The organism is Streptomyces sp. NPDC088354, assembly GCF_044753585.1.
Taxonomy (GTDB): Bacteria; Actinomycetota; Actinomycetes; order Streptomycetales; family Streptomycetaceae; genus Actinacidiphila.
Genome location: NZ_JBIVNJ010000022.1, coordinates 85,756 through 104,200 on the forward strand (window position 1 = coordinate 85,756; position 18,445 = coordinate 104,200).

Here is an 18,445-nt window from a genome sequence, read left to right on the forward strand (position 1 = left end):
CGATGCCCATGGCACCGATCATGCCCGGTCACCGGCGCCGCGCCCTACCGGTCAGCCGAGCGCGGCCCGTGCCGCCAGCTCCCGCGCCGCGTAGGCGACGGCGCCGCCCTGGGCCCGCCCGGTGAGGGGATCGCTCGGCGCGTAGCGCAGCGCGACGCCCGACTGGGCGCAGCGGGCCGCGATCGCCGGGCAGGCGCGTTCGGCGAGGGCGGCGATGGTCAGGGAGGGGTTCACGGTCAGGGAGGTCGGCACGGCCGAGCCGTCGGTGACGAAGATGCCGGGGTGGGACCGGAGTTCGTGCAGGTCGTCGAGGGCGGACAGGGCGGCGGAGTCCCCGGTGCGGCACGATGCGAGGGGGTGCGCGGTCACCGTCCCCGTGACGTGCTCGTCCCAGGGGCGCACGGTCGCCAGGCCGTCCTTCTCCAGGATCGACCGTGTGTGGGCGTCGGCGGCGTCCCAGCCGCGGCGCGTGCCGGCGCCGGGGGTGAAGCGCATGGTGCCCAGCCCGATCCCGTTGGCCAGGCGCGTGAAGCTGCCCGTGAGCGGTGGCGCGCCGAAGCGGCCCTCGGCCTCGTCCTCCGTCATGGCGAGCACGGTCAGCCATGAGCGCCACCGCGCCCGCATCCGCTTCTTGTCGGCACCGGACCACAGCCCCGCCGCGGTCCGGGCGAGGGTGTTGGTGACCGTGGGGAAGTAGATCTGCTGCAGCGTGAAACGGGAGAACTCCGGCGCCGCGGCGTCCAGTCGGTCGTAGGAGGCGGAGGTGATCGGCATGCCGATGGGCAGGGCCTGGTACGCGACGGTGTCACTGCGGGACAGGCCGAGCAGCGAGCGGACCTTGCCCTCGTCGAGTTCGGCCACGCTGACGCGGTCGCCATTGCCGGAGAACCACCCGCCGACGGCGGCCGGGACACCGCCGAGGAGCGGGGCCGAACGCTGCAGCAGCACCGGGGTGCCGACGGCGCCGGCGGCCAGGACCAGGGTCCTGGTGTGGATCGTGCCCACCCCCGTGGGGCACGTGTAGTCGCCGCCGTCGAGGGTCGTCCAGTCGACCGCGTAGCGGTATCCGGGCTCGGTGGACGGCCGTACGAGCTGGACCTCGTGCAGCGGCCTGATCTCCGCGCCGTGGGCCTCCGCCGCGGGCAGGTAGTTCAGCAGCATGGAGCGTTTGGCGCCGAAACGGCAGCCGGACAGCATCCAGTTGCAGTCGGTGCAGCGGGCGCGGTCCACGGCGACCGGCACCGGGTTGCAGGTGTGCCCGGCGCGGTCGCAGGCGGCGGCCAGGACACCGCCCGCGTAGGACACGTCGGTCCAGTCCAGCCGGGTCACCGGCAGTGCCTGCTCCACCTGGTCGTACCAGGGGTCCAGCGTGGCGCGGGTGATGGTCGAGGGCCACAGCCGGCGCCCGGCGGGGTGGCGCCGCCCGAAGACGAAGGACGGCGCGCGCAGCGACGCTGCGAAGTACACGACGCTGCCCCCGCCGACGCAGTTGCCCGCCACCACGGATATGCCGTCGCCCTTGATGACGTCGACGATCCGGGGATAGGCCCCGAGGTTCAGATCGTGGCTGAACTCCTCGGTGGCGAGCCGGGGTCCGCGTTCCAGGACGGTGACGCGGGCGCCGGCCGCGGCCAGGTGGTAGGCGGGGATGGCGCCGCCGAAGCCGCTGCCGACGACGAGGACATCGGTGGTCTGCGGGCTCATGCGGGGCTCCCGGAGAGCGTGGTGGCGGGATGGGGGGCGGCCAGGGCCCTGCCGTACGAGTGCTCGGGGAAGCGCCACAGGCCGTCCGGGCCGGGGGCCGGGAAGCCGATCCAGGTCAGCCCGGGGTGGCCGTCGGCCAGGGCCTGCGCGGTGTGCAGGTGGGCGGCGGTGTCGAAGGCGAGCCCCACGAGGAACGACAGCAGTTGCCAGATCGGCCGGTCGGGGTCGTCCGGCTGGAAAAGCCCCGCGGTCACGGCGGTACGGTGCTCGAAGCCCAGCCCGACGAACGGCGGGCGGTCCAGGGGCAGCAGGATGAGGTGCGTGACGGCGTACCCGGTGGCGCGGGCGTCCAGCAGCGTGGCGATGCCCGGCAGCAGTGGGGCCAGGGGGAGTTCGGGCGCCGTCAGCAGCGCGACGGCGCCTGCCTGCACGGCGCCGGGGCCCGCGGCGGCCCCGGCGACGGCCCGGTCGGTGGGTCCGCGCCGCTCCCCCGGCACAAGGGTGTCGGCGAACGCCTCCAGGGTGGAGACCGGCCAGGAGCCGTAGGACGATGGCGCGGCCGCGGCCGCGGCGGCCGCCGTCGCCGCCCCGGCGCCCAGGACAGGCAGGGCGGCTACGGCGGCGGCGAGTCCGCGCAGCACGGCGCGGCGGTCGATGCCCGCGTCCACGGCTACCGCGCCGGGCAGAACAGGCTGAAGGGGAGCGTGACGGCCAGACCGGTCTCGCCGGCCTCGTCGCCGTACGCGGCCAGGACATCGGCCACCTCGGGCAGCCGCGGGCGCAGCGCGGTCACGACGTCACCGATGCCGGCGCTGACGCCGTTGACCTGGAAGTCCGTCAGCCGCATCGCGGCCCGCCGGTCGCGCTTGTCGAACCAGTAGCGGCCGTTCCACGTCACGTACGGGACCGCACCGGTGGTGGACTGCACGCTCCAGTGGTCGCGCTGGTAGTAGCGGCAGACCGGGAGCGCGAGGGCGAAGCGGGCGGGTTCGGCGAGCAGGAAGCGGACGGCGCCGCCGTTGTCGAAGGTGATGTCGCGCTTGGCGTACTCGACGCACACCGGTTCGGTGAGCCACAGCCACGGGTCGGGTGTCTCGCCCTCGCCGTAGGAGTGCCACGTGCAGGAACCGGCGAAGGCGGGCTCGGTGTAGGGCTCGGGCGCCGTGGCTGCGGCGGGGCCCGCGGCGACGGTGAGGGCGGTGAGGGCGGCGGCGACCACCGTCAACAGGCGGGCGGGGCGCGGGAACAGGGTCACGGGCACACTCCGGTGGTCAGTGGGGGACGGGCCGGGGGCACCACCGCAGCATGCACCTGACGTGACGTCAGGGCAAGAGGTTGTACAGAGACTCACTGAATCAGTGGCTCATCCACTGCCTCTGTGTGTTGACGCACCGCCCCTGGGCGGCTGGGCTGGGACCGCACGCCGCACGTTCGGTACGCCTGCTCGAGAGGACGGCCCCTGGTGGACCCACTGACCCGCGAGAGCCTCGTCGATGTCCTGGAGCGCCGCCTCCAGGACGACATCCTGGGCGGAGTGCACCCCGCCGGCGCCCTCCTGCCGCCCGAGCAGCGCCTCGCCGAGGGCTACGGGGTCACCCGCACCACCGTGAAGCACGCCTTCGGGCGGCTCACCCAGGTCGGCCTGCTGGAGACCAGGCACGGTGTGGGCACCCGGGTGCGCGACTACCTCCGCCTGGGCGGCGCCGATCTGCTGCCGATGCTCGTCCGCCACAATCCCGGCTGGCTGGCCGACATCTTCGAGGTCCGCGCCGGTGTGGGAGCGCTCATCGCCGAGCGAGCCGCGGTCGCCGGGACGGCGGGCCAACGGGCCCGGCTGCGCGAGCTGCTGGCCGCCGTCGCGGACGCCCCCGGCCCGGACGCGGCCCAACTCGCCGACGCCGAGGTGCACCGCGCGCTGGCCCACACCACCGGCAACCGCGTCTACGTCCTGCTGACCAACACCCTCTTCGCGGCCTACCTCCCCCTGCGCGCCCGGCTCGTCGCGCCCTTCCGCGATCCCGCCGAGGCCGCCGCACGCCTCGAACCCCTGGTCTCGGCGGTGGAGTCGGGGGACGCAGCGGCCGCGCGGGCGGCGGCGGGGACGTACCTGGACGAGACCCGCCGGATCATGGTGGAGGCACTCGACACGCCCTGACCGGGCGTCGCCGGCCCCGCCCCGGGCTCCCGGAAACCCCGGTGCGGCCTGTCCCGCGCCCGGGCACACTGTGGCGATGAACGCCGGCGCCCCCGTCCGCACACCGCAGGAGCACGCCCTGCGCCACGTCGCCGCCCGCTCCTCGGGCGGCCCGGTCGACCCGAGCCTCCGTCTCACGCTCAACTTCCATCCTGACCGGGACGCGGGCGGCATGACGACGCTGGAGCGGATCGCCCAGGACGGCGTGTACCGCTCGCAGTTCGTGACGGGCACCGGCAACGGGGGGCTGACGGCCCACCCGGGCGGCGACCGGTGGCGCTGGGAGAGCCGCATCTTCGGCGGCGCCTACGACCGCGCCCCCGCCCACGCGCGCCCGGTGTACGGGGCGCTCAACCACCGGCGGGACCCGGCCGGCGGCGCGCCGCGCTTCGGGTCGTGCCACTTCCGGCTCGGTCCGCGGACGCTGGACCGGACCACGTTCTGCTATCCGGACAGCTCCACGGAACCGGAGCTCTTCGCGGTGGCGGCCCGCTTCGCGCTGCTGGAGCCGGCGGCGGCCGACGGGCTGGACACCCTGGACGGCCACATCGAGGCCCAGGTCCACGGCCCGGTCGTGCTGGACGGGGACGTGGAGGCGCTGGTGCTGGACCCGTCCTTCCGTGGCACCGCGGTGGAGGCCGCGGCCCGCCGGCTGCCCTGCCCGGTCGAGTGGCACGGCGGCTTCCGGCTGACCACGGAGCACCTGGTGCGCCACGCGGACTACCGCGGCCGGGAGTACACCGACCTCGGCGTCACCGTGTCCGCCGGCGGGATCCTCGACCCGCGCATGATCGGGGACGCCGCCCGTACCGGCCGCCACGACCCACAGGCGCTCAAGCGGCTCTGGCACGTGCTCGCGCGCTTCGGGGCCCCGGAGGGTGCCGCCTGCGAGGCGGCGACCACGTGCTGCCGGCCTGCCTGAGCGTCCGCGGGCGCGCGCGGGGGGCGACCCGGCGCGGAGCCGGATAGCGTGGAGAGGGCACCGGCCGCATCCCCGCGACCGGCCGCCGTTCCGTACGGGCCGATGAGACGGGAGCCCCGATGACGCCTTCGTCGCCGCACACGGGCACCCCCGCCCCCCTCGGGGGCCAGGACCCCGCCGACGAGAGGCCCCGGCTGTCGGCGCTCGTGATCTACGTACGCGACCTGGACCAGTCGGCCGCGTTCTACGGCGACCTGCTGCGCATGGAGGTCGCGACCCGGGACACCACGGCACTGCTGCTGACGGACGCCGGGGGCTCGATGGTGGTGCTGCGTGCGATGCCGCGCGGCGAGCACTCGCTCGGCGGCGTCGGCGTCCAGGCAACGGTGTGGACCGCGCGGGACCCCGAGGACCTGAGCCGGTGCGAGCGCCTGCTGCGGGAGCGCGACGCGCACGTGGAGACCACCACGGTCGACGGCCGCACGGTGGTCGAGGGACGTGACCCGAACGGCCTCACGGTGATGGTGGCCCATCCGCGGCTCGAACCCGTCGTCGCACAGTTGATCATGAACCGCGCCTACGCGTGGTGACGCCCCCCGTCCGGGCCCCCCGCCGGCCGGCCCCCGGCACGGCTGGCGGCGGACGCACGCCGCACCCGTGAGCCCCGGACGGGGAGACGAAGCCGGCCCACCCGAGCCCGCCGCAGCAGCGCCGAACACCACGACAACCCACCCGGCCGCGAGCCCACCCGCCGCCCTCCACCGGGCATCGCCCCGCCCCGCCAAGACCGGGACCGGCCGCGCCGCGGCCACCCCCCGCCGGCGGCCACCGAAGGACCGGCCCCCGGCACGGTCCGCACAGGAGAACGGACGGCCCCGTCGGGGCCGTGCGCGCGGTCACATGCGGGCGAACGCGGGCGAACGCGGCGGCGGCCGGCTGCCGCGGGTCGCGGCCCCGCCATCGGCGGTGGTCCGGAACGGTTCTGACACATCATCGGTCATGAAAGTCCCCCGGAGGGGCAGGCGGTCAGCACACGACCACGTCACGTTCCGTACTGTCATGAGGAGTGCTCGCATGCCTTTGAACTTCCGCAAGTCGTTCCGGATCCTGCCCGGCGTCCGTCTCAACATCAACAAGAAGTCGCTGTCGATCACGACCGGCGGCCCGCACGCGAGCCACACCGTGAACACGCGCGGGGACCGCACCGAGTCCGTCGACCTGCCGGGCCCGTTCTCCTGGCGGCGCACCACGCGCCGCAAGCGGCGGTGACGGCGGTGAGCGCGGTGGCCGCGGTCACTCGAGGATCCAGCCGGACATCCAGCGCTCCTTGACCGCCGGCCACTCGGCCGCGACGAGGGAGTAGTAGACGGTGTCGCGCCACGTGCCGTCGACGCGCCGGAGGTGGCGGCGCAGCACTCCCTCGCGGATGCCGCCGATCCGGCTGACGGCGTCCTGCGTGGGCAGGTCGAGGTCGTCCAGCCGCCACTGCACACGTCCGAAGCCCAGGTCCTCGAAGGCGTAGTAGACCAGCATGAAGTGGGTCTCCAGGTGCACCGGGGTGCCCCAGAGCGTGGGGTCGAGCCAGCTCCAGCCGATGTCGACGCGCTCGTCGGCGGCCGCGATGCGGATGTACGCCGCCCAGCCCGAGGGGCGGTCGGTCGCCCGGGGCACCACGGAGAACGCGACCGCCTCGCCGGCCGCCGCCTGGGCGAGCCGCTGGTCGACGATGGCGCCCATCTCGGCGGCCGACCGCGGCGGCGTCGTCGACAGCCAGCGCCACACCTGCTCGTCGCCACGGGCCGCCTGGTAGAGGTCCGGGACGTGGCTGCGCGACAGCGGTACCAGCCGTGCGTACCGGCCGTCGATGGTGACGGAAGCAGGGAAGCGTACTGCCATGTCCGGAGGCTAATCCGATCGGGCCCGCGACGGCACCCGGTCGCGGATTCCCGCACGGTCTTCCGCCGGTACGGCCGACCGGCGCTCCCGCGTCCGGCTGGTAGACGGCCCCGGCAGGCATGCCGGGGTCCCCTGGCGGGGAGGCGGGTTGCATGACGAAGACCGGTCTCCCGGAGGGCATCCGGGCCTGCCTTTTCGATCTCGACGGTGTACTGACCAAGACCGCGCTGGTCCACGCCGCCGCTTGGAAAGAGACGTTCGACGACTTCCTGCGCCGCCGCGACGGCGCGGACTTCCGCCCCTTCGACAAGGTGGCCGACTACGACGAGTACGTGGACGGCCGCCCGCGCGCCGACGGCGTGCGCACCTTCCTCGCCTCCCGCGGCATCGAGCTGCCCGAGGGGGCGCCCGACGACCCGCCCGAGCGCGACACGGTGAACGGGGTCGGCAACCGCAAGAACACGATCCTGCTGGAGAAGATCCGCACGGAGGGCGTGGAGGCCTACGAGGGCTCCGTCCGCTATGTGCACGCCGTGCGCGCCGCGGGGCTCCGTACCGCGGTGGTCTCCTCGAGCGCCAACTGCCGCGACGTCCTGGTCGCCGTCGGCATCGAGGACCTCTTCGACGTCCGGATCGACGGCATCGTCGCCGCCGAGCGCAAACTGCCGGGCAAGCCGCACCCCGACACCTTCCTGGAGGCGGCGCGCGACCTCGGTGTCGAGGCGGGCGCCGCGGTCGTCTACGAGGACGCGCTGGCCGGCATGGACGCGGGCCGCGCCGGGCGGTTCGGGTACGTGGTGGGAGTGGACCGGGTCGGCCAGGCGGACGCGCTGCGCGAGCACGGCGCCGACATCGTGGTGCAGGACCTCGCGGAGCTGCTGGAGGACAACGCGTGATCACCCACTCCGCGTTCACGGTCGAGCCGTGGACGCTGCGCGAGACCGGGCTCGACTTCGACGTGCTGGCGCAGAGCGAATCGGTCTTCGCCCTGTCCAACGGGCACATCGGCTGGCGCGGCAACCTCGACGAGGGAGAGCCGCACGGACTTCCCGGTTCGTATCTCAACGGCGTCCACGAACGGCATCCGCTGCCGTACGCCGAGGCGGGCTACGGCTACCCGGAGGCCGGCCAGACCGTCATCAACGTGACGAACGGCAAGCTCATCCGGCTGCTGGTCAACGACGAGCCCTTCGACGTCCGCTACGGGCGGCTGCGCTCCCACGAGCGGGTGCTCGACCTCCGCAGCGGCCTGCTGCAGCGCACCTGTGAGTGGACCTCGCCGGCCGGCTGCACGGTGCGGGTCCGCTCCACCCGGATGGTCTCCCTGACCCAGCGGTCCATCGCCGCCGTGCTGTACGAGGTGGAGGCCGTGGACTCCACGGTCCGCCTCGTCGTCCAGTCCGAACTGGTGGCCAACGAGCAACTGCCGACGGTCTCCGGCGACCCCCGGGTCTCCGCCGTGCTGGAGTCCCCGCTGGTGCCCGAGGAGGACGTGGCGCTCAACACCCGGCTGCGGCTGGTGCACCGCACCGCGGTCACCGGGCTGCGGGTCGGGGCCGCCGCCGACCACAGCGTGGACGGCCCGCAGTCGACGAAGATGTACAGCGAGAGCCTCCCGGACACCAGCCGCCTGACCGTCACCTGCGACCTGTCCCCCGGCGAGACGCTGCGCATGGAGAAGATGGTCTCCTACGGCTGGTCCGCGGTGCGCTCGCTGCCGGCGGTCCGGGACCAGGTGGAGGCCGCTCTCGCCGGCGCCCGCAGCACCGGGTGGCAGGGCCTGGTCGACGAGCAGCGGGAGTACCTGGACTCCTTCTGGTCCCGGGCCGACGTCGAGATCGACGGCGACGCCGAGATCCAGCAGGCGGTGCGCTTCGCCCTCTTCCACGTGCTGCAGGCCGGCGCCCGCGCCGAGCAGCGCGCGATCCCGTCCAAGGGCCTGACCGGGTCGGGGTACGACGGCCACTCGTTCTGGGACACCGAGAGCTTCGTGCTGCCGCTGCTCACCTACACCTCCCCCAATGCCGTCGCCGAGGCGCTGCGCTGGCGGCAGGCGACGCTGCCCGCCGCCAAGGAACGGGCCGGGCAACTGGGGCTGGCGGGCGCCGCGTTCCCCTGGCGGACGATCGACGGCTCCGAGGGATCGAGCTACTGGCCGGCCGGCACCGCGGCCTTCCACATCAACGCGGACATCGCCGACGCCGTGGTGCGCTACGTCGCGGTCACCGGCGACGAGGACTTCGAGCGCGAGACCGGTGTGGAACTGCTCGTCGAGACGGCCCGGTTGTGGCTCTCGCTCGGCCACCACGACCACCACGGCCGGTTCCACATCGACGGGGTCACCGGCCCGGACGAGTACAGCGCGATCGCGGACGACAACACGTACACCAACCTCATGGCCCAGTCGAACCTGCGCCACGCCGCCGACGCGGTCGAGCGCCACGCCGAGCAGGGCACGGCGCTCGGCGTCGACGACGAGGAGACCGCCGCCTGGCGGGACGCCGCCGAGGCCATGACCGTGCCCTACGAGAGCTCCCTGGGCGTCCACGAGCAGTCGTCCGGGTTCACCCGGCACCAAGCCTGGGACTTCTCGGCGACCCGCCCCGACCAGTACCCGTTGATGCTCCACTTCCCCTACTTCGACCTCTACCGCAAGCAGGTCGTCAAGCAGGCGGACCTGGTGCTGGCGATGTTCGTACGGGGCGACTGCTTCGACGAGCGGCAGAAGGCACGCAACTTCGCGTACTACGAACCGCTCACCGTCCGGGACTCCTCTCTGTCGGCGTGCGTCCAGGCGATCATCGCCGCCGAGGTGGGCCATCTGCGGCTGGCGTACGACTACCTCGGCGAGGCCGCGCTGATGGACCTGAAGGACCTGGAGAACAACACCCGCGACGGGCTGCACATCGCCTCCCTCGCCGGCACGTGGATGGCCCTGGTCGCGGGCTTCGGCGGGATGCGGCGCAATGCGAGCGGGGTCGGCTTCGCCCCGCGGCTGCCGGAGAAGGTGCGCCGGCTGGCCTTCACGGTGCAGGTGCTGGGGCGCCGGCTGCGTGTCGGGATCACCGACTCGGTGGCCACGTACACGCTGCTGGAGGGCGACCCGCTGGAGATCCGGCACTTCGACGAGTCGCTGACGGTGTCCACCGACGGTCCGGAGAGCCGCTCCGTGCCGGCGGTGACCGCGCGTCCCGAGCCGGAGCAGCCGCCGGGCCGCCGGCCGGCGCGGCGCTGAGACGGGGCGGGTGGTTCAGGGGGCGGCTCAGAGCGCGGTGAGGATGCGGGGACCCTCCTCGGTGATGGCGACGGTGTGCTCGATGTGGGCGGCCCGGCTGCCGTCGTCGGTCCGCAGGGTCCAGCCGTCGGCGGCGGCGTGGTAGCCGTCGTGGCCGCCGGCCATCAGCATCGGCTCGATGGCCAGGGTCAGGCCGTGGCGCAGGGGGAAGCCACGGCCCGGCCGCCCGTGGTTGGGCAGGTGGGGGTCCTCGTGCATGCGGCGGCCGATGCCGTGGCCGCCGAAGTCCCGGGGCATGCCGCAACGGGCCCCGCGGACCACGCTGCTGATGGCGTGCGAGATGTCGCCGATGCGGTTGCCCACCGTGGCCGCGGCGATCCCGGCGTCCAGCGCGCGCTGCGTGGCGTCGATCAGTTCCAGGTCGCCGGGGCGCGGGGTGCCGACGGTGAAGCTGGTCGCGGCGTCCCCGGTCCAGCCGTCGAGTTCCGCGCCGCAGTCGATGCTGACGAGGTCGCCGTCGCGCAGGCGGTAGCCGTCCGGGATGCCGTGCACGATGGCGTCGTTGACCGACGCGCAGATGACGGCGGGGAACGGCGTCGGCGCGAACGACGGGCGGTACCCGAGGAACGGGGACCGCGCGCCCGCGGCGTCCAGGACGGCCCGCGCCGCCTCGTCCAGCTCGCGCAGCGACACGCCGACGCGGGCCGCCTCCCGTACGGCGGCCAGCGCCTGGGCCACCACGCGGCCGGCCTCTCGCATGGCTTCCAGGGCCGCATCGGTCTTGATCTCCACCATGTGCCGTGTCCTCTTCTCGGGCGTTCCTCGGGGGGTCGACGTGACCCAATACTTATACCGGTATTAGTATCACGGTCATGGTGAGAACGCCCCTGACCCCGTGGGAACGCGAACGCGGCGAGCGCTTCGGCGCGCTGCTGCGGGAGGCCCGCGGCGACCGCAGCATGGTGGACGTCGCCGCGGCGGCGGGAGTCTCCGCGGAGACCCTGCGCAAGATCGAGACCGGCCGCGCCCCGACCCCGGCCTTCTTCACGGTCGCGGCCCTGGCCACGGCCCTCGGCATCTCCCTCGACGTCCTGGTCGCGGCCTGCGCGGCCACCGACCCCGGCGAGGGGGACGCGGGGCGGGCGCTTTCGGCCTGAGGGCCCTGCGGGGGCCCGGCCGAGCGGCCGGTCACCCCCGAGCCGGCTTCAGCCGCGTGCAGCCGTCTCCTCCACAGCCGTCGGCAGGAAGACGATCTGCTGGGGGATGTGGCCTGCCCATTCGGTGGCGATCTCGGCGTGCCGGACGGGCGCGGCTGGTGCCGGTGGCGGTCTGTCCACGTGCGATGAGGGACTCTTCGTGGCGTTCACCATCGGGCCCGTGCAGCGGCGGTGGTCAGCGGTCACCGGTGAACTCCGGGTCGATGGCGATCCTGAGCGAGTCCCGCGGGGACAGCGGGGAAGTCTTCCTGTTCGCAGGCAGTCCGTACGCCGGCGCGTTCAACTGACTGACGACGACTCGGAGTCCGTCGGCGGTGATGATGTCGGTGTCCCATTCGACGCAGTTCTCGCCTCCGCCGGCGGGAGTGAATCGGCGCGTAGCGATCCTGGTGCCGTCCGCTTCCCGGCGGGCGTTCGCGAAGATCGGCGTCAACGCTCCCTGGTCTCCGGCCCACTTCTGTACGGTGACGTCTATCAGGGCCTGTCCGTGCCCGTCATCCAGCAGTGCCTCGGCGTACCCTTTCTCCGCCCCCGCGGTCCACAGGGCGCGTACGCCGGCGGGAAGGTGCTTCAGAAGCACGGCGAGAATGTCCCGACGGGTCCGCACCGGCTCGGAGGGGGAGGCGGCGAGCCCGGCGGGGCGTGGCAGTCGCTCCAACAGCGGTTCCCAGACGGAGGACGACGCGAGGGCCGCCAGGCGGTCGAGGTCCAGCGGTGGGTGCCGGCGGGTGGGGACGTCGCCGGCTCCCGGCGCGGCGTTCAGCTCGTGGATGCGAACCCGGCCGCTTTCGTCGGCCGTGACCAGCGAGGCGTCCCGCATCTCCACACCATAGGAGCCAAGGCCGCTACGGTCCTGGGTCAAGACGAGACGAGCGCCGTTGTCGAGGCGGCGTACGGCGCATGTGCCGTACGGGTGGTGGGCGCGGTCGGGGCAGTCGAAAGTGCCCGTCGGCCGGGGTGCCGGCAGGCGGTCCAGGCCGACGATCAGCCTGGCCGCGCCCTTGCCGTCGTCGAACCGCAGCGTCACGACGGGCGACGCGGAGGGGTTCCGGCCGCGGCCGGAGGCGACCGGCGCGGTCTCCCAGGAGATGTCGCCGGCGGGCAGCAACGATGCCACCGTGCGCCGCAGTTCGGCCTGCGTGACGGCGGCGGGCGCAACGTCGGAAGCATGGGTCACGGCGCCCCAGAGCGGCACTCCGGCAGCCGCGCCCACGACGAACAGTGCGGCTGGGACGACGGCCTTTCGCGATCCGCGGATCCTCGGGAGGCGCCGGGTCCCTCGCAGGGTATCGGTTGCTCGTTCAGCCATGAGGTTTCCAGTAGGTGGTTCATCGGAGTGCGGTGGTGGCGTGGAGCAGCCGGGAGCCTTCCGGACAGGAGCGGCTCCCGACTGCGGACGCCCCTCACCGGCGCGGTGGGAGAGACCCGTGGCCGTGCGGCACGGGGTGTCGTGTCGGGTCAGCAGCCGTACGAGCGGGCGGCGGCGAGTTGGTGGTAAGACGCGTCGGAGAACGGCTGCCCGACGTAGCCCCACGAGCCTCCGCTCCAGAAGCAGTAGCTGCCGCCGCTGCCGTTCCAGCCCAGGTAGTTCACCCTGGTGTGGTTGATCACCGAGTGGATCGCGGGCAGCCAGGCAGTTTCCTCATTATCCGGGTTCAGGGCGATCTGGGTGCCGGAGAAGTTCTGGCCGGTGTACCAGTACGAGCGGCTGTCAGCCGCCGAGGCCGCGGAGGCCGGCGCGACCGCGGCCAGGCCGGCGCCGGCGGCGAGACCAGCTGCCAGGACGAGTGAGGTGAGGGCGCGCTTCATGTTCTTCCTTCTTTTCATCGGAGAGTGCACGGCTCTGTCGGACCGCACGTGACTGTGCAGCGAGGGGGAGCCGGGAGGAGGCTTGCGGGGAACTGCCCCGGGCCGGGGCGGCCCGTCGGGGTTCCGGTGCGCCGCGAGTCGCCCGTGGCCGGCCGTTCGCGTGCACCGGCCTCGGCTCCGGGACCCATGGAGCAGAGGAGGCGGTTGCCGAGGAGGACCTCGTCCACCTGACTTTTAGTGCGTGCGCAAGCAATAAGAGCACTGGCGGCCGCGGCCTGTCAACGCGGAGGGCGTCCGCCTGCCTGTGGCGACATCCGGCTCTGCCGAAGCCCGGCATTCCGCCCGCACGCGAAGCCACGGGGCCGGTACAACACAGGCGATTCGCTGGTGCGCTGCTCCGCGTTGTGGTTACCTGGCGTCATGACCGTGCTTGTGAGCCGACGCCACGTGGACTACGTGCGCGTCACCAGCATGAGTTGTCGCGCCGCGCGCTGACGCCGCGCTTTCCGGCGTCCTGCCGCCGCTTCCCTTCCGGCCGCTGATCATCCGGGCCTTCGGCTGCCCGTCCCGGGACGATTCCCGCGTTCGCGTACGCCGTCGGCATGCCCGCACGCCCGCACATTCCCGTACGCGCACCAAGGGAGAATCATGAGCCAGCCCATCGACTCCGTGACCGCGGGGCACACCCCGGAGGAGGCCCCGGCGGGGCCGGACACCTCGGCGTGGTCGTTCGAGACGAAGCAGATCCACGCCGGCGCCGCGCCCGACCCCGCCACCGGGGCCCGCGCCACGCCGATCTACCAGACGACCTCGTTCGTCTTCCGCGACACGCAGCACGCCGCCGACCTCTTCTCGCTCGCGGAGCCGGGGAACATCTACACCCGGATCCACAACCCGACCCAGGACGTGCTCGAACAGCGCGTCGCGGCGCTGGAGGGCGGCGTGGCGGCGGTCGCGCTGTCGTCGGGTCAGGCGGCGGAGACGCTGGCGATCCTCAACGTGGCCTCGTCCGGGGACCACATCGTCTCCAGCACCTCGCTGTACGGCGGCACGTACAACCTCTTCCGGCACACGCTCCCGAAGTTCGGCATCCAGGTGTCGTTCGTCGACGACCCGGACGACCTGGACGCCTGGCGCGCGGCGATCCGCCCCGAAACCAAGGCGCTGTTCGCCGAGACGCTGGGCAATCCGCGCGGCAATGTGCTCGACGTGCGGGGTGTCGCGGACGTGGCGCACGAGGCGGGCGTGCCGCTGATCGTGGACAACACGGTGCCCACGCCGTACCTGCTGCGGCCGATCGAGCACGGCGCGGACATCGTGGTGCACTCGGCGACCAAGTTCCTCGGCGGACACGGCACGACCATCGGCGGGGTCGTCGTGGACGGGGGCACCTTCGACTTCGGCGCCCACGCCGGGCGCTTCCCCGACTTCAGCGAGCCCGACCCCAGTTACCACGGCCTGCGCTACTGGCCGGCGCTGGGCCCGGGGGCCTACGCCGTCAAGCTGCGCGTGCAGTTGCTGCGCGACCTCGGCCCGGCGATCGCCCCGCACTCGGCCTTCCTGCTGCTCCAGGGCATCGAGACGCTGAGCCTGCGCATCGAGCGCCATTCCGCCAACGCCCAGGCCCTGGCCGAGTGGCTGGAGCGGCGTGACGAGGTGGCCGCGGTGCACTACCCGGGACTGCCGTCGAACCGCTGGTACGAGGCGGGGCAGCGCTATCTGCCGCGCGGCGCGGGCGCGGTGCTGGCCTTCGAGCTGCGGGACGGGGTCGAGGCGGGCAAGCGGTTCGTCGACGCCGTCGAACTCTTCAGCCACCTCGCCAACATCGGCGATGTGCGCAGCCTGATCATCCACCCGGCGTCCACGACCCACAGCCAGCTGGACGACACGCAATTGGCGGCCACCGGCACCTCGCCGGGCCTGGTGCGCCTGTCCGTCGGCATCGAGAACCTCGCCGACCTCAAGGCCGACCTGGAGGCCGGTTTCCGCGCGGCCAAGGCCGCGTCCTGAACGCCGTGACCGACACCGCGGTCCCCCTCCCGCCGGCCTCCGGGGCCTGGCGGGAGGGGGACCCGCCCGGCCGCCGCAGGTGGCACGCACGGGAGAAGCCGCTGCCGCTGGAGTCGGGCGGCGAACTCCCGGGGGTGCGCGTCGCGTACGAGACATGGGGGCGCCTCGCGCCGGACGGCTCCAACGCGGTGCTGGTGCTGCACGCCCTCACAGGGGACAGCCACGCCGCGGGACCCGCGGAGCCCGGGCACCCGACACCCGGCTGGTGGGACGGGCTGATCGGGCCCGGCGCGGCGCTGGACACCGGCCGCTGGTTCGTCGTGGCGCCCAACGTCGTGGGCGGGTGCCAGGGCAGCACCGGGCCCTCCTCCCTCCGGCCGGACGGCCGGCGCTGGGGCGGGGCCTTCCCGTACCTGACGCAGCGCGACCAGATCGCCGCGGAGGCGGATCTGGCGGACGCGCTGGGCATCGGCCGGTGGGCCCTCGTCGTGGGCGGTTCCATGGGCGGGATGCGGGCGCTGGAGTGGGCGGTGTCGTATCCGGAACGCACCCGATCGCTGCTGCTGCTCGCCTGCCCGCCGGCGGCGAGCGCGGAGCAGATCGCCTGGGCGAACGTCCAGTTGCACGCCATCCGCGACGACCCGCACTGGCGGGGCGGCGACTACCACGACGCCGCCCCGGGCCAAGGTCCGCACGCGGGGCTGGGGTTGGCCCGTCGGCTCGCACACGTCACCTACCGCAGCGAGCGGGAGCTGACCGTCCGCTTCGGGCGTTCCCCTCAGGAGGCGGAAGACCCGTCGCGCGGCGGCCGCTACCAGGTCGAGTCCTACCTCGACCATCACGCCGCCAAGCTCGTCCAGCGCTTCGACGCGGCCAGTTACGTCGTCCTGACGCAGGCCATGAACTCCCACGACGTCGGCCGCGGCCGCGGAGGCATCGCCTCCGCCCTGCGCCGCGTCACCGCCGACACCCTCGTCGCCGGAGTCTCCTCCGACCGCCTCTACCCCCTCCCCCAGCAGCACGCACTCGCCTCCGGCATCCCGGCCGCGGACCGCCTGCGGGTGATCGACTCCCCGCACGGCCATGACGGCTTCCTCATCGCCACGGACCAGGTCGCCGCGCTCGTCCGGGAACTGCTCGGCTAGTCCCCGCCGGCCCCGGCCTGCGGCGCCGGTCCGCGGCCTTCGCACCGCGCGGTGCACGGTGTCCTGGTCCGCACGGTCCGTAAGATCCGCTATGTGGCAAGTGCAGCGGATCGTGAGCAGCCGTCGGGCGCGTCCGACGACGACGGCACGCGGCTGACGGACACCGGACGGGTCGAGGCCTTCAGCGACGGCGTGTTCGCCATCGTGATCACGCTGCTCGTGCTCGACCTCTACGACCACGACTTCCGGTCCGGTGACCTCGCGTCGGCCCTGGTCGCGCAGTGGCCCGCCTATGTGGCATTCGTCGTCTCGTTCGTCTATGTGGGCGTGATCTGGCTCAACCACCACGCGCTCTTCCGGCGGATCCGCCGGATGGACTGCGGCCTGCTGTGGATCAACCTCGCGATCCTGTTCAGCACCGTGATCGTGCCCTTTCCCACCGCGGTTCTCGGGGACGCCCTGGCCAAGGGCGGAGGCGCGGACGACCAGCGGGTCGCGGTGGTCCTGTACGCCCTGGTCGCCGCCGTCATGTCGGCGCCGTGGTGGGGGGTGTTCACGTATCTGTGCCACCGTCCTGCCCTGGTGGAGCCCGGCGTTCCGCCCCGTTACCTCCGGGCGCAGCGGATCCGGCCGCTGACCGGCCTCGTCCTCTACGTGGTCTGCGGGGTGGGCGGGTGGTTCGTCGGCCCGGTCGTCGGGATGGTCTGCATCGGCGTGGTGATCCTCTATCACGCCCTCACCAGTGAGGGCCTTCACCAAGGACCGGCCGGCCGCCTCTTCGGCGTTTTCAAGCGCTGAGTCCCCCGTCCGGGGTGAGCACGACACGCTGCCCGGGCGCCTCCGGCGCGGTCCAGACCTGCTCGACCCGGGAGAGCGGGACGGGAAGGGTGTCGACAGCGAGGGTGCCAGAGGTGATGAGTTCGGCGAGCAGGGGGAGTTCGGCGAGGATGCCGGCGGTGCTGACCGAGCCTTGGCCACTCCCCATGAGCTGGAGGTTCGCGCCGCGCAGGAAGGCCGAGGGCAACGTGATGTCCGGCCCGGCGACGGAGCCGATCTGGACCCAGGCGAGGGGCCTGGCGCGTTCGGCGCGAGCGGTCAGCAGAGCGGGCAGGGCGTGCTCGGTGGCCGGCCCCCAGACGTAGTCCAGGACGATGTCGACGTCACCGGCGGCGCGCCCGAGGTGGTCTGCGGTCTTCTCGGGGTCGCCGCGGAGGGGGACGGTCTCGTCGGCGCCGAGGCCGAGGAGCAGCGCGAGACGTTCGGGGTCTCGGCCGGCGGCCACGACGTGGGCGGCGCCGAGGTGTCGGGCGATCCGGACGGCGAGCCGTCCGGCGCTGCCGGTGGCGCCCAGGACCAGGACGGAGGCGCCGGGCCGCAGGGGTGCGCGCCGGCGCAGAGCGACCCACGAGGACATGGCGGGGTTCATGGCGGCGGCCACCGCGACCGGGTCGGTGCCCGCGGGCAGGGTGACGGCGCGGCGGCGGTCGACGACGGCCCGTTCGGCCATGGTGCCCGTCGCGCCGTCCGGGGCCACGAAGTAGAACAGTTCGCCCCGCGGGGTGCGGCCGACCGCGTCGATGCCCGGGACCAGGGGCAGGACGCCTTCCGAGGTGTAGTGGCTGCCGTCGGCGCCGGAGCGCACCCGGGGGTGGAGCCCGGCGGCCAGGACGTCGACGAGGATCTCGTGCTCCCCGCGCGGCTCTGGGGTGGCGACGGTGCCGTAGCGGGGCGGTGCGTCGAAGGAGTGGACGACGGCGGCGCGCATGGAAAACCTCCTGGACGGCCAGCGGGCACTGATAGTTTGTTGCACGTACTACTTTGAATTTAGTTTGCGCCACGTACCATGTCAAGCGAAGGCAGCCCATGACCCAGAACCGCGAACCGGACCTCACCGAGGGACCGCAGAACACGCTGGACGCCCTCGCCCAGCTGTCGTTCCTGATCCAGGGCGCCCTGTCGCGCGTCGCCGCGGAGCACGACCTCTCGCTCCCCCAGGTCCGGCTGCTCGGCATCCTGCGCGACCGCCGGCCCGGCATGCTCGAACTCGCCCGCCATCTGGGCCTGGACAAGTCCTCGATGACCGGACTCGTCAGCCGCGCGGAGAAGCGCGGGCTGGTCGAACGACTGCCCTCGCCCCACGACGGGCGCGGCGTCCTGGTCGGCCTCACACCGCTCGGGCGGGAGCTCGGCAGCCGGTGCACCGACGAGATGGAGCAGCACGTCGCGGCGTTGACGGCCGGCCTGACACCCGTCGAGCACACCCTCCTCCGCATCGTGGCCACCAAGCTCCTGGACGCCGCCGGACAGTGACCG

At 73.3% G+C, this 18,445-nt stretch carries 20 protein-coding genes; 11 read left to right on the top strand and 9 right to left on the bottom strand.

The window, feature by feature from the left end:
- Window positions 1–51 precede the first annotated feature (51 nt).
- The 3 genes from ACIP98_RS27425 to ACIP98_RS27435 are packed head-to-tail and all read right to left on the bottom strand — an operon-like array spanning window position 52 to window position 2,959.
- Window positions 52–1,704, bottom strand: a complete 1,653-nt coding sequence (locus tag ACIP98_RS27425; RefSeq protein ID WP_401978439.1) for an FAD-dependent oxidoreductase — start codon at window positions 1,702–1,704, stop codon at window positions 52–54.
- Window positions 1,701–2,372 (bottom strand): DUF5987 family protein, encoded by a 672-nt coding sequence (locus tag ACIP98_RS27430; RefSeq protein WP_401978441.1) that lies wholly within the window; start codon window positions 2,370–2,372, stop codon window positions 1,701–1,703. The genes ACIP98_RS27425 and ACIP98_RS27430 overlap by 4 nt, the downstream gene beginning before the upstream one ends.
- A 2-nt stretch (window positions 2,373–2,374) precedes the next feature.
- A complete protein-coding gene (locus tag ACIP98_RS27435) occupies window positions 2,375–2,959 on the bottom strand; it encodes a hypothetical protein (protein WP_319663968.1) in 585 nt (194 codons plus the stop codon).
- Window positions 2,960–3,166: 207 nt separating this feature from the next.
- On the opposite strand from ACIP98_RS27435, the gene ACIP98_RS27440 reads away from it, so the two are divergent.
- From ACIP98_RS27440 to ACIP98_RS27455, 4 genes are all read left to right on the top strand, one after another.
- Window positions 3,167–3,859: an FCD domain-containing protein gene (locus tag ACIP98_RS27440; RefSeq protein WP_319663969.1), complete on the top strand. Its 693-nt coding sequence runs from the start codon at window positions 3,167–3,169 to the stop codon at window positions 3,857–3,859.
- 76 nt (window positions 3,860–3,935) lie between these two features.
- Complete coding sequence (locus tag ACIP98_RS27445; protein ID WP_401978442.1) at window positions 3,936–4,820, top strand: DUF3626 domain-containing protein; 885 nt, start codon at window positions 3,936–3,938, stop codon at window positions 4,818–4,820.
- A gap of 119 nt (window positions 4,821–4,939) precedes the next feature.
- A complete protein-coding gene (locus ACIP98_RS27450) occupies window positions 4,940–5,410 on the top strand; it encodes a VOC family protein (RefSeq protein ID WP_319663971.1) in 471 nt (156 codons plus the stop codon).
- A gap of 484 nt (window positions 5,411–5,894) precedes the next feature.
- Complete coding sequence (locus ACIP98_RS27455; protein ID WP_319663972.1) at window positions 5,895–6,089, top strand: DUF4236 domain-containing protein; 195 nt, start codon at window positions 5,895–5,897, stop codon at window positions 6,087–6,089.
- Between the two features lie 24 nt (window positions 6,090–6,113).
- On the opposite strand, the gene ACIP98_RS27460 is transcribed toward ACIP98_RS27455, so the two are convergent.
- Window positions 6,114–6,716, bottom strand: a complete 603-nt coding sequence (locus ACIP98_RS27460; RefSeq protein ID WP_319663974.1) for a GNAT family protein — start codon at window positions 6,714–6,716, stop codon at window positions 6,114–6,116.
- Window positions 6,717–6,868: 152 nt separating this feature from the next.
- Here ACIP98_RS27460 and ACIP98_RS27465 point away from each other — a divergent pair, with 152 nt between their 5' ends.
- A complete protein-coding gene (locus ACIP98_RS27465; RefSeq protein WP_401978445.1) occupies window positions 6,869–7,612 on the top strand; it encodes an HAD family hydrolase in 744 nt (247 codons plus the stop codon).
- Window positions 7,609–9,951 carry a glycosyl hydrolase family 65 protein gene (locus ACIP98_RS27470; protein WP_319663976.1) on the top strand — a complete coding sequence of 781 codons (2,343 nt, stop codon included), beginning with the start codon at window positions 7,609–7,611 and terminating at the stop codon, window positions 9,949–9,951. The genes ACIP98_RS27465 and ACIP98_RS27470 overlap by 4 nt, the downstream gene beginning before the upstream one ends.
- Before the next feature lie 27 nt (window positions 9,952–9,978).
- On the opposite strand, the gene map is transcribed toward ACIP98_RS27470, so the two are convergent.
- A complete protein-coding gene (gene map / locus ACIP98_RS27475) occupies window positions 9,979–10,746 on the bottom strand; it encodes a type I methionyl aminopeptidase (RefSeq protein ID WP_319663977.1) in 768 nt (255 codons plus the stop codon).
- A gap of 77 nt (window positions 10,747–10,823) precedes the next feature.
- On the opposite strand from map, the gene ACIP98_RS27480 reads away from it, so the two are divergent.
- Entirely contained in the window at window positions 10,824–11,108 is a 285-nt protein-coding gene (locus ACIP98_RS27480; RefSeq protein WP_401978447.1) for a helix-turn-helix domain-containing protein, read from the top strand.
- A 48-nt stretch (window positions 11,109–11,156) separates the two neighbouring features.
- Here the strand turns inward: ACIP98_RS27480 and ACIP98_RS27485 are convergent, their stop codons facing one another.
- The 3 genes from ACIP98_RS27485 to ACIP98_RS27495 form a co-directional block, all read right to left on the bottom strand.
- Window positions 11,157–11,288 (bottom strand): hypothetical protein, encoded by a 132-nt coding sequence (locus ACIP98_RS27485; protein ID WP_401978449.1) that lies wholly within the window; start codon window positions 11,286–11,288, stop codon window positions 11,157–11,159.
- 55 nt (window positions 11,289–11,343) lie between these two features.
- Window positions 11,344–12,345 (bottom strand): hypothetical protein, encoded by a 1,002-nt coding sequence (locus ACIP98_RS27490; protein WP_401978450.1) that lies wholly within the window; start codon window positions 12,343–12,345, stop codon window positions 11,344–11,346.
- A 281-nt stretch (window positions 12,346–12,626) separates the two neighbouring features.
- A complete protein-coding gene (locus ACIP98_RS27495; RefSeq protein ID WP_401978452.1) occupies window positions 12,627–12,977 on the bottom strand; it encodes a hypothetical protein in 351 nt (116 codons plus the stop codon).
- 648 nt (window positions 12,978–13,625) lie between these two features.
- Between ACIP98_RS27495 and ACIP98_RS27500 the strand changes: the two genes are divergently transcribed.
- The 3 genes from ACIP98_RS27500 (at window position 13,626) to ACIP98_RS27510 (ending at window position 16,930) form a co-directional block, all read left to right on the top strand.
- The gene (locus ACIP98_RS27500) at window positions 13,626–14,987 is read left to right on the top strand and encodes a bifunctional o-acetylhomoserine/o-acetylserine sulfhydrylase (protein ID WP_319663985.1); all 1,362 of its coding nucleotides are present in this window, start codon (window positions 13,626–13,628) and stop codon (window positions 14,985–14,987) included.
- A 5-nt stretch (window positions 14,988–14,992) separates the two neighbouring features.
- Entirely contained in the window at window positions 14,993–16,132 is a 1,140-nt protein-coding gene (locus tag ACIP98_RS27505) for a homoserine O-acetyltransferase (RefSeq protein WP_401978454.1), read from the top strand.
- 93 nt (window positions 16,133–16,225) lie between these two features.
- A complete protein-coding gene (locus ACIP98_RS27510) occupies window positions 16,226–16,930 on the top strand; it encodes a TMEM175 family protein (RefSeq protein ID WP_319663986.1) in 705 nt (234 codons plus the stop codon).
- Here ACIP98_RS27510 and ACIP98_RS27515 read toward each other — a convergent pair.
- Complete coding sequence (locus ACIP98_RS27515; protein WP_401978456.1) at window positions 16,920–17,897, bottom strand: zinc-binding dehydrogenase; 978 nt, start codon at window positions 17,895–17,897, stop codon at window positions 16,920–16,922. The genes ACIP98_RS27510 and ACIP98_RS27515 overlap by 11 nt on opposite strands.
- A gap of 98 nt (window positions 17,898–17,995) precedes the next feature.
- On the opposite strand from ACIP98_RS27515, the gene ACIP98_RS27520 reads away from it, so the two are divergent.
- Window positions 17,996–18,442 (top strand): MarR family transcriptional regulator, encoded by a 447-nt coding sequence (locus ACIP98_RS27520; RefSeq protein ID WP_319663989.1) that lies wholly within the window; start codon window positions 17,996–17,998, stop codon window positions 18,440–18,442.
- Window positions 18,443–18,445 lie beyond the last annotated feature (3 nt).